General features: G+C 31.2%; 16 protein-coding genes. 6 read left to right on the top strand and 10 right to left on the bottom strand.

The annotated features are described in order from the left end of the window. Position 1 precedes the first annotated feature (1 nt). The 3 genes from rpmA to rplU are packed head-to-tail and all read right to left on the bottom strand — an operon-like array spanning position 2 to position 905. A complete protein-coding gene (rpmA, locus tag EW093_RS16430) occupies positions 2-256 on the bottom strand; it encodes a 50S ribosomal protein L27 (protein WP_149569438.1) in 255 nt (84 codons plus the stop codon). Continuing rightward, a complete protein-coding gene (locus tag EW093_RS16425) occupies positions 231-590 on the bottom strand; it encodes a ribosomal-processing cysteine protease Prp (RefSeq protein WP_149569437.1) in 360 nt (119 codons plus the stop codon). Before EW093_RS16425 ends, rpmA begins: the two co-directional genes overlap by 26 nt. 3 nt (positions 591-593) lie before the next feature. Continuing rightward, positions 594-905 carry a 50S ribosomal protein L21 gene (gene rplU, locus EW093_RS16420; protein ID WP_149569436.1) on the bottom strand — a complete coding sequence of 104 codons (312 nt, stop codon included), beginning with the start codon at positions 903-905 and terminating at the stop codon, positions 594-596. A 215-nt stretch (positions 906-1,120) separates the two neighbouring features. Here rplU and cimA point away from each other — a divergent pair, with 215 nt between their 5' ends. Continuing rightward, complete coding sequence (gene cimA / locus EW093_RS16415) at positions 1,121-2,686, top strand: citramalate synthase (RefSeq protein ID WP_149569435.1); 1,566 nt, start codon at positions 1,121-1,123, stop codon at positions 2,684-2,686. Positions 2,687-2,746: 60 nt separating this feature from the next. Continuing rightward, positions 2,747-4,027, top strand: a complete 1,281-nt coding sequence (locus EW093_RS16410) for a glucose-1-phosphate adenylyltransferase (protein WP_149569434.1) — start codon at positions 2,747-2,749, stop codon at positions 4,025-4,027. Between the two features lie 167 nt (positions 4,028-4,194). On the opposite strand, the gene trpB is transcribed toward EW093_RS16410, so the two are convergent. Continuing rightward, positions 4,195-5,406, bottom strand: a complete 1,212-nt coding sequence (trpB, locus tag EW093_RS16405; protein ID WP_149569433.1) for a tryptophan synthase subunit beta — start codon at positions 5,404-5,406, stop codon at positions 4,195-4,197. Between the two features lie 100 nt (positions 5,407-5,506). Between trpB and EW093_RS16400 the strand changes: the two genes are divergently transcribed. From EW093_RS16400 to EW093_RS16390, 3 genes are read left to right on the top strand one after another with little or no spacing between them, the layout of a single operon-like run. Then, positions 5,507-6,343, top strand: coding sequence for a beta/alpha barrel domain-containing protein (locus EW093_RS16400; protein ID WP_149569432.1), 837 nt, complete (start codon positions 5,507-5,509; stop codon positions 6,341-6,343). Further along, complete coding sequence (locus EW093_RS16395) at positions 6,340-6,939, top strand: hypothetical protein (RefSeq protein ID WP_149569431.1); 600 nt, start codon at positions 6,340-6,342, stop codon at positions 6,937-6,939. The genes EW093_RS16400 and EW093_RS16395 overlap by 4 nt, the downstream gene beginning before the upstream one ends. A gap of 3 nt (positions 6,940-6,942) precedes the next feature. Then, positions 6,943-7,446, top strand: a complete 504-nt coding sequence (locus EW093_RS16390) for a hypothetical protein (protein WP_149569430.1) — start codon at positions 6,943-6,945, stop codon at positions 7,444-7,446. A 29-nt stretch (positions 7,447-7,475) separates the two neighbouring features. On the opposite strand, the gene EW093_RS16385 is transcribed toward EW093_RS16390, so the two are convergent. The 5 genes from EW093_RS16385 to EW093_RS16365 form a co-directional block, all read right to left on the bottom strand. Beyond that, a complete protein-coding gene (locus tag EW093_RS16385) occupies positions 7,476-8,450 on the bottom strand; it encodes an ABC transporter ATP-binding protein (RefSeq protein ID WP_149569429.1) in 975 nt (324 codons plus the stop codon). After that, complete coding sequence (locus EW093_RS16380) at positions 8,450-9,436, bottom strand: ABC transporter ATP-binding protein (protein ID WP_149569428.1); 987 nt, start codon at positions 9,434-9,436, stop codon at positions 8,450-8,452. The genes EW093_RS16385 and EW093_RS16380 overlap by 1 nt, the downstream gene beginning before the upstream one ends. A gap of 9 nt (positions 9,437-9,445) precedes the next feature. Next, positions 9,446-10,528 carry an ABC transporter permease gene (locus EW093_RS16375; RefSeq protein ID WP_149569427.1) on the bottom strand — a complete coding sequence of 361 codons (1,083 nt, stop codon included), beginning with the start codon at positions 10,526-10,528 and terminating at the stop codon, positions 9,446-9,448. A gap of 22 nt (positions 10,529-10,550) precedes the next feature. Beyond that, entirely contained in the window at positions 10,551-11,480 is a 930-nt protein-coding gene (locus EW093_RS16370) for an ABC transporter permease (protein WP_149569426.1), read from the bottom strand. Positions 11,481-11,615: 135 nt separating this feature from the next. Next, positions 11,616-13,199, bottom strand: a complete 1,584-nt coding sequence (locus tag EW093_RS16365) for a peptide ABC transporter substrate-binding protein (protein ID WP_246745052.1) — start codon at positions 13,197-13,199, stop codon at positions 11,616-11,618. Between the two features lie 607 nt (positions 13,200-13,806). Between EW093_RS16365 and EW093_RS16360 the strand changes: the two genes are divergently transcribed. After that, entirely contained in the window at positions 13,807-14,076 is a 270-nt protein-coding gene (locus EW093_RS16360; protein WP_149569425.1) for a response regulator transcription factor, read from the top strand. A gap of 16 nt (positions 14,077-14,092) precedes the next feature. Here the strand turns inward: EW093_RS16360 and EW093_RS16355 are convergent, their stop codons facing one another. Next, complete coding sequence (locus EW093_RS16355) at positions 14,093-15,457, bottom strand: TP0584 family protein (RefSeq protein ID WP_149569424.1); 1,365 nt, start codon at positions 15,455-15,457, stop codon at positions 14,093-14,095. Positions 15,458-15,504 lie beyond the last annotated feature (47 nt).

Raw genomic sequence — 15,504 nt, 5'->3', positions numbered from 1 at the left:
CTTATGCCTCTACAGCTATAGATACATTCTTTTTGTTCTTTTTAGTTCCAAAAACAACTTTTCCTGCTTCTTTAGCAAAAAGAGTGTAATCTCGACCCAATCCAACGTTTTCACCTGGATAAATTTTTGTACCCTTTTGTCTTACAATAATTTCACCAGCTTTAACAACTTCGCCACCAAATTTTTTTATACCAAGTCGTTTAGATTGAGAATCTCGACCATTTTTAGAACTACCACCACCTTTTTTGTGAGCCATCGTACCATTCCTTATTATTAATTTTAAGTGTTACAGAATCTGGGTAATCTCTAACTACTCCTATAATTCCTATAAGTAAGTAATCTGTTATACCACAGAATCTATCTTTAATGTTTTCATTAACTCTTTCAATAGTTAATAAAACATCACCAGGATTGGGGGCACTACACTTAGAAGAAACACCCTTAAGCCTTGTTGTGATCTCACATACTGTTCTTGTTAAACATGAAACTGCTGAACAAATAATAGTATTATTTCGATCTTTACTTGCATGACCGGAAACTTTTAAATATGTTAAATAAGAATCCTCTGTAATGCAAATAACTTCTATCAAATATTAAGCCTCTAGAATGTCAGAAACTCTAATTAAAGAGTACTGTTGTCTATGTCCTTGAGTTCTTCTATAAGCTTTTCTTCTGTTATATTTAAAAACACGAACTTTCTTATCTTTGATATTGTGCTCTATTACAGTTTTTACTTTTGCACCAGACACATATGGTGTTCCAATTTTACTATTGTCCCCACCAATCATTAATACAGTATCGAATTCTACTTCGGTACCCACTTCACTCTTAAGACTGTCAACCTTTAATAAAGATCCTTTTTCAGCCTTATACTGCTTTCCTTTAATTTCAACTAAAGCGTACATTTACTTACCTCTGTTATTTATTTGCCAGTATATCGTAATACCAACTAGTAGTATTTTAGTCGACGATAACCAACGACTGTCATGTATAATATATTATTTAGGATCTTAAATAAAGAGAAAAAGCGGAAAATAACTCAATTTTTTGTCTATATCTTATATCTTTTATATTTATTTGAATTATATTATTATATCTAAAGTAAATTAGGAGTAATTATATGAAAAAAATATCTATATTTGATACCACTTTAAGGGATGGAACTCAAGGCGTTGGAATAAACTTTACTCTAAACGACAAGATTGAGATAGCCCACGCTTTAGATGAAGCAGGTATTGATTATATTGAAGGAGGATTTCCCCTAGCAAGTAGAAGAGAAGCAGACTTTTTTAAAATAACTGCAAAGGAGAAATTTAAAAACGCAAAAATTACAGCTTTTGGCTCCACAAGAAAACCAGGGAGAAAAGCTACAGAAGATGAAAATTTATTAGCACTTATTAATGCTGAATCCCCAAGTGTTGTAATTGTAGGAAAAGCTTGGATTCAACATATAACCAAGGTTATTAAAACTACAACTTTAGAAAATATGAAGATGATTGAAGACTCTATAAAACTACTAGTTAGAGAGGGTCGTGAAGTTATTTTTGACCTAGAACATTTTTTTGATGGATACAAAGAACACCCTAAACAATCCTTAGAGATTCTTGAATTAGCCACCTCAGCTGGGGCTTCTAGTTTAGTTCTTTGTGATACCAACGGAGGGACACTTCCAAACGAAGTTACAAAGATCATATCTGAATTGCCTAAAGAGAGACTTGCCCAAATTGGTGTACATTTTCATAATGATACAGGTTGTGCTGTTGCAAACTCTATTCTCTCAGTAGAAGCAGGGGCTTCCCATGTTCAAGGAACTATTAATGGCTGGGGAGAGAGATGTGGTAATGCCAATTTATGTACAATAATACCAAATCTAGCTATTAAGTTAGATTATGATTTAACCATGAGTAACAAGATGAATAAATTAACTCATCTATCTAGATATATAGCAGATAAAGCAAATATAATACCTGAAAAAAATCAACCCTATGTAGGAACTGCAGCATTTGGTCATAAAGCTGGTCAGCACGCTGATGTTATTGTAAAAGCTCCCCACCTTATGGAACACATTTCAGGAGATAAAGTTGGGAATGAGAGGCAAATTCTACTCTCTGAGTTAGCTGGAAAATCTACAATTATTGAAAAAATGAATAAATTCGGAGATTACACAAAAGAGTCAAAAGAGGTAATTGCTCTATTTAATACTCTAAAAGAGAAGGAGGGTGAAGGCTTTGAATATGAGTCAGCAGAAGCCTCTTTTGAGTTATTAATGCTAAAAGCATTAGGTAGATATAGACCTCTTTTTGAACTTAATAATTATCATCTTGAGACCTATAAAACTTGGGGTGTTGACTCTAAAACTGTTGGAAGAATATTCCTTAAATCCGAAGGGAAAGAGTATATGGGTGCAGGTGTTGGGGTTGGACCAGTTGGAACACTAGATGCAGCTATAAGAGATGCCCTTACCGTTTATCACCCCTTTTTAGATGAGATGACTCTAAGTGATTATAAGGTTAGAGTCTTAAATCCAGAAAATGCAACAAAGGCTAAGGTACGTGTTTTTATATCCTCTACAGATGGAGAGATTGACTGGGAAACAGTAGGTGTTTCTGAAAATATAATTGAGGCTTCATGGCAAGCATTAGTTGATAGTATGGAATTTTATTACAACACAAGAAAAACTAAATAAAATTACTTTTAACATTAAATTTTATATACTATAATTTAATTAGTATAAAAAGGAGTTTTAATGTCAAATGAAGTAGTAAGTATAGTATTAGGAGGGGGGAAAGGAACTAGACTCTACCCCCTAACTAAAGAGAGAAGTAAACCTGCTGTACCCTTTGGTGGAAAATATAGATTAGTTGATATTCCTATATCAAATTGTATCAACTCAAATTTTAGAAAGATCTATATATTAACCCAATTCAATTCAGCATCATTACATATGCATTTAAATTCGACTTATCAATTTGATTCATTTACTAAGGGATTTGTTGAAATATTAGCTGCAGAACAAACTTTTTCCCATTCAGACTGGTATAATGGTACTGCAGATGCGGTTAGAAAAAATTTAGCTCACTTTAAAACTCAGAATGCAAAATATTATATGATATTATCCGGAGACCAACTTTATAGAATGGATCTAAAGGCATTCTTAAATGAGCATATAAAAAGTGGAGCTGATATATCTATTGCGTCAACACCTGTAAACAGACATGATGCAAATGATTTAGGAATTCTTAAGTTAAGTAATGATGGTACAATTAAAGATTTTGAAGAGAAGCCTGGTTTTGAGAAAAACATAGATCATCTAAAAGCTCCCCAAGAGCTCCTATCTGAGAGTGCAATAAATGAAGAGAAAAACTACATAGCATCAATGGGAATATATATTTTTAATGCAGATGCAATGCATAAGGCATTAGATAATGACTTTACAGATTTTGGGAAAGAAGTAATTCCTACCTCAATTAAAGAGTTGAAGGTTAATTCATATATTTATTATGGTTATTGGGAAGATATAGGAACAATTAAGTCTTTTTATGATGCAAATATCAATCTTGCAAGTCCTTTCCCACAGTTTAACCTGTATGATGAAGAGTATCAGATTTATACAAGAAGAAGAGACCTTGCTCCATCAAAACTTAATTCTTGTACTATTTCAAATTCATTATCAACTGATGGTTCTATAATTAGTAATGCTTTTATCAGTAACTCTATAATAGGCATTAGAACTCTTATAGAGACTGGTGCAAGCTTAGAAGGTGTCTACTGTATGGGTGCTGATAGTTATGAGACAATGGAGCAAAAGCAGGAAAATGAAAAGAACAATATTCCTAATATAGGAATTGGTGCTGGTACTGTTATTAAAAAGGCAATTATCGATGCTAATGCAAGAATTGGTAGTGGTTGTAGAATTGGTGTTGACTCCTTAGATAGAGGAGACCAGGAACACGAAAACTATTTTATTAAAGATGGAATTATTGTTATTCCTAAAAATGCAATAATTCCAAATGGTACTTGCATTTAATTTGAACCAAAAAAGCCTGTTTTTAAACAGGCTTTTTTTATGCACAGATAAAATTTTGATCAAATGTACGGCAAATACAATTTTGATCAAATGTACGGCAAATACAATTTTGATCAAATGTACGGCAAATACAATTTTGATCAAATGTACGGCAAATACAATTTTGATCAAATGTATTTGTCACCGAAGTTTTCGACTACAAAATCAATATCCTTATCACCTCTACCAGACAAGTTAATTAAAATACTTTTTCCCTTACCCTCTTTTTTTGCCAATTTAATTGCATAAGCTACAGCGTGGGAGGACTCTATAGCAGGAATAATTCCCTCTAATCTTGATAGGGTAAAAAATGCATCTATCGCTTCATCATCATTTATATAATCATAATTAACTCTATTAATATCCTTTAGATATGAGTGTTGAGGACCAACACCAGGATAATCTAAACCACTTGCTACAGAATAGACTTTTCCTGGATCTCCATTCTCATCCTGTAATAAATAACACTTAAATCCATGAATAATTCCAGGTTTCCCAAGGGTTAAAGTTGCTGCATGATCCCCATCTTTAAAACCTCGACCTGCAGGCTCAACTCCATAGATATTAACATCCTCTTCCTCTAAAAAAGGTGTAAAAAGACCAATAGCGTTTGAACCACCACCAACACAGGCAACAAGATTATCAGGATGTTTCCCTGTCATCTCCATAAACTGTTTTTTTGCTTCCTCTCCTACTATTTGTTGAAAATCCCTAACCATCATTGGAAATGGGTGGGGTCCTACAACAGACCCAATAGCATAGAACTGGTTTACAGGGTCTTTTAAGTATGCTTCAAATGCACTATCAACTGCTTCCTTTAGTGTTTGCCTTCCGTGGGAAACAGGAATTACTTTTGCACCTAAAATTTTCATTCTAACCACGTTTGGATGTTCTTTATTAATATCAACTTCACCCATAAAGATATCACACTCTAATCCAACAAGAGCCGCTGCAGTTGCTAAAGCTACCCCATGTTGTCCTGCTCCAGTTTCTGCTATTAGCTTTGTTTTTCCCATTTTTTTTGCTAAAAGAGCCTCCCCTAAACAGTGGTTTATCTTATGTGCACCTGTATGATTAAGGTCTTCTCTTTTTAAGTAGATATCTGCACCCCCTACCATATTACTTATTCTCTTAGCAAAAAATATTGGAGATGGTCGTCCTACATAGTGTTTATATAAATCTGATAACTCTTTAATAAAGTTTTCATCATTTCTTATTTTCTCATATTCATAAGTAATTTCATTCAAAACACTCTCAAGTTGGGGAGGTATAAAAGATCCTCCATACTCTCCAAAATACCCATCCTTTGTAGGCATTGGATCAAACTTTTTAACTGACATATCTACTCCTTAACGTTTCTATATATAAGAACATTATATATATTAAGATCTAATTTTGTAAAGAGTTTTCTTTTTTAATAGATTCATATAATATGAAGTCATGAATAAAATTTTTAGAAAATGCAGAGATTTTGGGCTAATGATTAGATTTAATATTCTAGATCAAGATAGAGCTCTAGATATAGTAAAATCCCTAAAAAGAGCAAACTTACCACTATGTGTAATAAATTCTAATACAATGGAAAATTGGGACGATATCTTAAAAGAAATAGCCTTTAAAGAGGACCTTTTTATAGCTGTAGAAGGAGTAACATCTATAGAAATGGCATATAAAGCTGCTGGTAATGGTGCTCAGTTTTTCATTTTAGATAAATTTAACATTGAACTTATTAAAGAACTTAAACATAACGGATTTTTCTTTATTCCTAGAGTTAAAAATAGTCTGGAGGTTGATCAATTATTAGAGCTAAATATTGAGTGTGTAATTTGTAGTAATCCAAAATTGTTACTTAATAATCAATTATATAATGTCCTTTATAACCCAAAAGATTTAAATACCAAAATAGTTGAGCCTAATATCTTTGCAATTATTGATATGCCAGAGAGTGTAAATAATGTTGAATACTGGACAAATAATTTAATTAAAAGCTATTTAAATCTGAATTATACACATATATATTACAAAAATAGTATAAATAGTGAAACAAAAGAGTTTATTGATATTTTTTCATCAACAAATAAATGTATAATAACTGAAAGCGACGAAAATAAAATCATACTTGAATGTAACGATTTTATTAGAAGTGTAAATTATTTTAAATGGAGAGAGACGTATATATCTCCAATTAGTACACAAAAAGAAGATGATAAATTAGTTAGTGGAGTACTAGATAAGAGACTGCTAAACTTTGATATTATTTTAAAGGAAAAGGGATGAGTATAAAAAGCCTATTAGAGATTTCAATTGATTCAATAAAAAATTACAAGACATTAATTGATGGACATAAAAGCAATAAAGAGTACGGAAATGACATTGTTTCATCTTATAATATATTAGGTGATAACATAGAGGCCCTTTCGGAGGAGATTGATGATATTTTTTCCAGTGATGAGTCGTATACAACCCATTTTGAAAGTGATGATATACAGGATTATATATCATTACAACTTAATAATGCTTTTGACGATTATGAAGAACTAAAAAAACAAAAAAAATGTGAAGAAAAAGTATCTTTAGCATACGAATGGCTATTTGAGGTAATGCTTTTTACTACTGATGATGAAGAGTTAAAGAGTAAAATAACTTTAAATAAAAACGATATTAAAATAGTAGATAGTAAAGTTAACTTATCAGATAAAATCAAAGAGAAGTCGAGAGTAAAAATCGAAATCGAGTATGATGGTCAAATAGAGGATATAGTCCTAGTAGTAGAAGAGATTGTTGATGATTACCTATATTGCTACCTTGGGGATAAAGAGAATGAAGAAGATCTTATTATTTTTAACTCTAATAAAGTTTTAGAGGTGAAGTAGTTTATGTTTGATTTCGATGTTGTATTATCAAAAAAAAGTGATTTAGAGAAGACTATAATACGCTTACCTAGATCCTTTTATATAGTTTTCTCACTAATAACAGTAATACTTTTTTTAAGTATTGTCCTATATGGAGCATCAATTTTTTCAATCTCAATATTTATCCTATCTTTTATATCCTTGACATATAGAGAATCTTGGGTTTTTGATAAAAATAGTGGCTTAATAATAAGTAAAGTTGGTATTGGTTTTATATATAAGACAAAAACACAAAAATTTGAAAATATAGAGCTAATTGAATTAGTAGAATTTACTAAGGGGAAAAACCCTACAAATATGACAAATAGTAAGAGTTCTATTTTTGAAAAAAAGTACTTATCCATTAAGATACATTTTACTAATGGCAAAGATATTACACTAATTACAACAACTGCAAGGAAAAAAGATTATATAACTCTAATGTTAGATGAGATTGAGAGTATTACCCAAAAAAAAGTTGAAAGATAAAAAAAAGAGCACTTATTGTGCTCTTTTTTTTATTCATATAAGAAACATGCAACCTTGTGTTCACTTCCGTCTACACTAGTTAGTTTAGGAATATTATTTTTACACTTATCCATTTTCTTTGGACATCTATCATAAAAATAACACCCTACTCTCTCTACATCTGGGGAAGGTACATCTCCCTCAAGAATAATTCTTTCTCTACTCTTCTCTATTTCAGGATCCGGAATAGGAACAGCTGAAAGTAAAGCTTTTGTATATGGATGGAGAGGTTTTTCATATAGCTCAGCAGATGGTGAAATCTCAACCATAGTTCCTAGATACATAACCGCTACTCTATCACTAATATACTCAATTACAGCTAAATCATGGGCAATAAAAAGGTAAGATAAACCGAGCTTACGTTGAAGATCAACTAATAAGTTTAAAATCTGAGCTTGGATAGATACATCAAGGGCACTTACAGGCTCATCTAAAAGTAGAACCTTAGGATTTAGAGCTAAAGCTCTTGCAATACCGATTCTCTGTTTTTGACCACCAGAAAACTCATGGGGGTATCTATTTTTGAAAAATTTAGATAGCCCAACAGTTTCCATTAATTCCTCTACCCTATCAGCAATCTCTTTTTTACTTAACTTTATAATCCCTCTACTATTGTAGATTTCTAGAGGTTCTGAAATTATTTGAGAAACAGTCATTCTTGGATTTAAAGAGTCATATGGGTCCTGAAAAACCATTTGCATATTTTGTCTTGCTGTTATTAGATCTTTTTTTGAAAGTGATGCAAGGTCAACACCTTCAAAATTAACAACCCCTTCAGTAGGAATATATAGTTGATCGATAGCTCTTAAAGTTGTAGATTTACCACAACCTGATTCACCAACTAAACCTAATGTTTCACCTGCATAAAGATCAAAATCAATTCCATCAACGGCTCTAATAACTCTTTTGGAGCCTTTAATAGGAAAGTGTTGCTTTAAGCCTTTTACTTCTAAAATCTTTTCCATTACTTGTCCCCCTCATAAAGCCAGCATCGAACCTGTCTTCCATTTTCATAATTAACTTCTGGAGGATATGTATTTCTACACTTATCCATCGCCTTATCACATCTAGGATGGAACGGACAACATTCAGGAAGGTCAATAACATTTGGTGGTTGTCCCTCAATTGAGTATAATTTTTGAGATGTTGCTTTATCAAGTCTAGGAACTGATTTAATAAGTCCCTCAGTATATGGGTGTTTTGGATTATTAAATATATCATCATTGGAAGCTTTTTCAACTACCTTACCAGCATACATTACACAAACAGAATCGCACATACCAGCAACAACACCTAAATCGTGGGTTATCATTATGACAGCCGTATTTAATCTCTTTGATAGATCTTTAATTAGATCTAGAATTTGAGCTTGAATTGTAACATCTAAAGCTGTTGTTGGTTCATCAGCAATTAATACCTCAGGATTACAACTTAAAGCCATAGCTATCATAACCCGCTGTCTCATACCACCTGAAAATTGATGAGGGTAGTTATTTATTCTTTGCTCAGGAGAAGGTATCCCAACAAGGGTTAACATCTCAATAGCTTTTGCTCTTGCATCTTCTTTATTTAGTTTCTGATGTAACTCAATAGTTTCCATAAGTTGTGTTGATATTCTTAAAAATGGATTAAGAGATGTCATTGGATCTTGGAAAATCATGGCAATTTTATCACCACGTATAGACCTTAGCTCTCTATCTGACATTTTTAGAAGATTTTTTCCATTAAAAAGTACTTCTCCGTCAACTATTTTTCCAGGAGGAGATGGTATCAGGCTCATAATAGAGAGACTTGTTACTGACTTACCAGAACCAGACTCTCCAACAATCCCTAATACTTCACCCTTATTTAGATTATAATTAACACCGTTAACAGCTTTTACAACACCTGCATCAGTATTAAAATATGTGTGTAGGTTTTTCACCTCTAATATCACGTCATTATTACTCATAAAAGTTCCTTATTTATTTTTACTTTGGGGATCGAAAGCGTCTCTTAGTCCATCACCAAAAAAGTTCATTGCAAATAGAAATATTGTCATTGCTAATGCAGGGAAAAACAGTCTCCATGGATAAAGTGTCATACCATCAATACCATCTTTAATCAAAGAACCCCAAGAAGCATATGGTGCAGAAATACCTAAACCAAGAAATGATAAGAATGACTCCATCATTATAAAACTTGGAACTTGTAAAGTTGCATAAACAATTATAATACCTAAACTGTTTGGTAATAAGTGTTTTGCTATAATTCTAGCAGAACTAGCACCCATGGATCTTGCAGCCTCTACAAAGACAGAGTTCTTAAGTGACATTACCTGACCACGAACAACCCTTGCAGTTGTTAACCATGATACTACTGCTAAAGCTATAAAGAAGTTAATAATACTTCCTCCGAACAGTGATTGAAAAATTATAACTAAGAACATATATGGAAGTCCATACATAACATCTACAACTCTCATAATTATATAATCTGTTCTACCACCAGCGTATCCTGCAATTGAACCAAAGAACATACCTATTAAAATAGATATAATTGTTGCAATAATACCAACTGCAATAGATATCTGACCTCCATAGATAATTCTAGATAACATATCTCGCCCTAAATCATCAGTACCTAAAAGATAGACTCTTTGGTGAATTAAAACTTCTTCACCATCAATAATTTGTGTCTCAGTTTTTATTCTTCTTTTAATATCATCTAGTTTTGCAATATCTGATTCAGAAAGAGTATCCTTCCCTAACTTCTTAGCAACTTTCCACATATAAGTCTCTTCTTTTTCAAGAAGAAGTTCCCCTGCTGGTCTAAATGATGGTGGTAGATATTGGTGCTCAATAATCTGCTTTCTATATGAATAAATAGGTAAAATAGGTGCTGATATTGAAACAATAATATAAGCTACAATAACCCATAACCCAGTTACTGCCATTTTATTCTTTTTTAATCTTTTAATTGCATCCTGAGTTAGGCTCGTTCCTTTTACAACCTGATTAAACTCATTTACATTTTTTGTTATACTATTTTCGGGATTCCCCATAATTTCTCCAATTAATTAAAAATTACCTGTAGCTGATCCTAGGATCTAAGAAGGCATAAACAACATCAACAACAAAGTTCATAATAATAAGAATTAATGAATAGACAATTAAAACTCCCATTATAAGGGTATAATCCCTATTTAGTGCTGATTGAACGAAAAATTTACCAAGTCCTGGTACCCTAAAAATTGTCTCAATAACAATAGAACCAGTTATAATTCCAGCAAAAGCTGGCCCTAAATAACTAACTATAGGTAACATTGCACCTTTTAAAACGTGCTTAAAAATAACAACCGAGCTTCTTAAACCCTTTGCGTAGGCTGTTCTTATATAAGAACTTCTTAAAACTTCTAAAACACTAGCTCTAGAAAGACGTGCAATTGTTGCAAAATAAGGGAATGATAGTGTAATAACCGGCATTATTAATGTCTTTAAACCGTTACTAGATGAAATCCAACCAGATGTTGGTAGCAACTGCCATTTAAGGGCTAAAAAATACATTAAAACAGGACCGACAACAAATGTTGGAACAGATATACCTATAACTGCTATACTCATACCTGTATAATCAATCCAACTATTCTGATTTATAGCGGAAGATATTCCAACAAGAACACCTAATATTATTGCCACTAATAGGGATATTGACCCTAATAACATTGAGTTAGGTAAACTATTAGAAATATAAAAATTAACATCATTATCAGTGTATTTATAAGAAGGTCCTAAGTCACCCCTTAAAACACTACCCATATACATTAAATATTGCTGATATAGTGGCTTATCTAAATTATATTTAGCCTCTATATTTCTCATCACTTGCTCTGGAACTTTTTTCTCCTGATCAAATGGTCCACCTGGTGCAAGTCGAATTAGAAAAAATCCAATAGTAATAATAGCAAACATGGTTGGTATCATACCAAGGAATCTCTTAAGTATGTATTTTATCATATACCCCTCTTAAAAATTTATTGTAATATATAAACAGCAAAATTGCTGGTTTTTTTTAAGTTTATTTTTGATGTACTTTTATAAATAGTCAATAAAGAGTCGCTATATAGCGACTCTTTATCATATTTTGATGAATTATTTTTTGTAGATTTGTCTTGGTGGGTGTAAATCTAAAACGTTTGGAGCCCAACCACCCCATTTATTTAAGTCAATACAGTTAACTTTTACATAAGTATATAACGGAATAAGAGCTTGATCTCTCTCAACTAACATAGATTCTGCTTCTCTTAAAGCTTCGAACCTTGCAGCTCCTGCTTTCATAGTTGCAGCTTTTTCAATTAGTGCATCATACTCAGGATTTTCATACTGCATATCATTCATAGCAGCTCCAGTTACAAACATATCTAAGAAAGTATTAGGATCTTGATAATCTCCACCCCAACCAGATCTAGCAATTGAATAGTCGTGTTGGTTTTTTGAAGATAAGAATGTTTTCCACTCTTGATTCTCTAAAGTTACATCTATACCAAGATTCTCTTTCCACTGTGCCTGAATAAACTCAGCCATTTTTTTATGACCTTCAGAAGTGTTATATAAAATAGGTAATACAGGGAAACCTTCACCGTTAGGGTAACCAGCTTCTGCTAAAAGTTTTTTAGCTTCTGCTACGTTAAAAGTATTACCTTCAAGTGCTGGGTAACCTTCCATTGTAGGAACCATAGCTGCTGAAGGAATTTGACCAGCTTGACCAATTCTCTCAGTTAACTCTGTTCTATTAATAGACATTGATAAGGCTTTTCTTACTCTAACATCTGTTAAAGGCTCTACTTTATTGTTAATTACATAGTAGTAAGTAGCTAGGTTTGGTGAAACAATAACATCATCTCTTAATAAACCTTCTTTCATTCTATCTGTAGGTACAGTTGTCATCCAGTCAACCTCACCGTTTAAGAACATAGAATAACCAGTATTGTTATCTTCTACAGGTAGGTATACAAATTGATCAACTTTAACATTTTTAGCGTCCCAATATTTTGGATCTTTTTCTACAACTAATTTATCTTGAGGAACCCACTCTTTTAATTTGTATGGTCCGTTAGTTACGATTTTATCTACATTTGTCCATGAATCACCGTGTTCTGCAATAGTATGTAATGGAGCAATTCCAAATGAGTAGTGAGCAAAAGCATCTAATGCATATGGTAGTGGACCAACTAAAGTAACTTCTAATGTATAATCATCAATAGCTTTAACACCAACAGCCTCAGCTCCAGCAGTACCAGCATTATATTCTGCAGCACCCTTTACAAACATTGATGGGAACCATGCGTATGGAGCAGCAGTATTTGGATCTAACTCTCTTAACCATGAATCAACGAAAGTTTGTGCTGTAATTGCAACACCGTCATTCCATGATGTTTGTCTTAATTTAAATGTATAAACAGTATTATCATCACTTACAGTCCAAGACTGAGCAACACCAGGAATAGCTCTTGCTGTTTCGTAATCATAAGCAACTAATCCTTCAAATAATGATTGATAAATTCTGTTCTCTGGAACACCTTGTATCATAGCAGGGTCTAAAGAAGCAGGTTCACCTCCATTAATAAGTCTAAAAACAACAGGTTCTTTCATGTTCCCTTCTTCTGCATTATTACTAGCAAAAGAACTAACAACTGTCATTAAAGCAACAATGAAAAATAATAAATTCTTTTTCACATTTTCTCCTCTTGAGTAATTATAAATCACTCTTTTTTATTTGTTATATTTTAACCTTCTAATACGAATTATGACAATAGTTTTCAACATATTACGAATTTAGTAACATATAATCAACCCTATACGTATCTGAGTAAAAATTCACAACCACATTTCGTTAAACGAACTAATGTTAAGTAAAACTTAAGAAAATTATATTTTTTAGTTGGGTTATAATTACTTAAACAGACCATTTACAACTAAATTTAACCTTTAATATGTAAGAGAGATAACTATTTAATCTATATTTTTTTAGCTTTTAACCAAAAACATCTGATTAAATGTATATTTATTTCATCCAACAAACTATATTGACCATTTAAGAATATCTATACTTAAAATATGTATAATTATTCAGATACTATTTTGGAATTATCCTTCTTTATTCAGATATTTATTAATATATACTTAAGTTTCATTACAAATACTGAACAAAATTCTGTTTGACATCACTTTAAAAATTAAATAATATATTAGTAATTCAAGATTATACAAATTATGGCTTTTTGAGAAACTGAGATGTTTAAAGTCCTATAATCTTCTACCAATTAAATAGTAGAGGTATATCATGAATGATTTATTGCGTTCTGAATTTTCAGAATTTAAAATGGGGTTAAATTTAATAAAGTACAATTTAACAAAGAGGGAAATTGAAATTGTATTCCTAATAACAAGAGGTCTAAATAATAAGAAAATAGGAAGTCAACTTTTCATTTCAGAAACAACTGTAAAAAAACATGTTTACAATATTTTTAACAAGTTAAATATACATAGTAGGTTTGAACTAATTTCTAAAGTTATATTAAACAATAGAAGTTATATTGAAAAAGCGTGTTAAATTAATAGATGGTAAATTATTTACCATCTACTTCATCTAAGTACTCTCTATACATAGCCGTACTACTATTAATTATTGTTTTCATAACTGTAATTTCAGGCTTGATACCTTTAGCCTTTAAGTGACTATTCTTTAATTCAAACTTTAAGTAGTTATCTAGACCTACAAAAATCTTTATCTGCTTCTTAATGCTGGTTATTAGGATATCTATTTTTTTATTAATTTCAGATTTATTATCCCTAACATAGAAAGTTGTTTTATCTTCTTCCGCAAAATTTAATAAATCAAACTCTAGTTTTTTAATCTCATCATAAAATTTCTCAAAATGTATCTCTAAGCTTTTACCCTTTCCTGACTTAGTAGGGATACTAATATTATAAACTGTTTTAGTTTTTGTATTAAATAATTGAGAACCAAGAAATCTAAAGAATTTTATTATGAAGTTCCCATCAGCTTTTCTTAAATTATTATGATTAAAATAGAGTTTTTCCATACTAGAGGCTAGATGAATTCGTATTTTACCAATCTCCATTAAAAGCTGTATTAAATTCTTGGTTGTATCAACTTTATCATCTTTTTTCTCTTTTGTTTCGTTCTTTTTTGTTATAGACAATTTTTTTATTATGTTATCTTTTAATACTGATCCATCTGATGAGAACTCTTCGTTAATAACTTCACTTATAAATTTTTTATAAAACTTTAAATAAGAGTAGTTCTTTTTAATTTCATCTGATATTGAATCCAGAACTTTAGATACTAATATATTGGGATTTTTCTCTTTAATTATTGGAAGAATATCAACTCTAATAAAAAGTTTATAACTCTCTTTTAAGTAGAGAAGAACAAATTTTAATTTAATAAGTATCTGATCAATACTTTTAATTATTCCATCTATACATTTTTCATAGGTTTTTAATATTAAGGTATCACCTGTTGCACTTCTAAACTCGATAGCTATTTTACCTAATGATCTGGTATTTAGTTCCGCTGTTGAGGGATTTAATAGGCTCTTCCAATCATAATAATCTAAAAATTGTTTGATTTTCTCTAATTCAGAAAAGTTAAATGTATTTAAACTAAATGTATAATTATGAGTTATAAATGATAAAATAGATACATAATGGGTTAACCTTTCAGCAACCTTCCATTGAGCATCAGCTTCCTCAAACATTTCAAGGGATGGAATTGTTAATTCAATTATCTCAGACTCTTTGAAGTATGGATCTTCTTTAATAAGCCCTTTATTTTTTAATTTTCCAAAAAATTCTGTAACTCCTGCATATAATTTATAGAATTCCTTTGTTAATTGAGGCATTATATCAGTTTCAATTTTATCATGATAGGATTCTAATAGTTCTTTTATCTGTTCATTATATTCCATATTAATAATCTTAGTATATTTATCTCAAATTGACATCCCTATTTTTA

This window comes from Thiospirochaeta perfilievii, from assembly GCF_008329945.1.
GTDB classification, from domain to species: Bacteria; Spirochaetota; Spirochaetia; order DSM-2461; family DSM-2461; genus Thiospirochaeta; species Thiospirochaeta perfilievii.
This window is presented reverse-complemented; position numbering and strand designations above follow the sequence as displayed.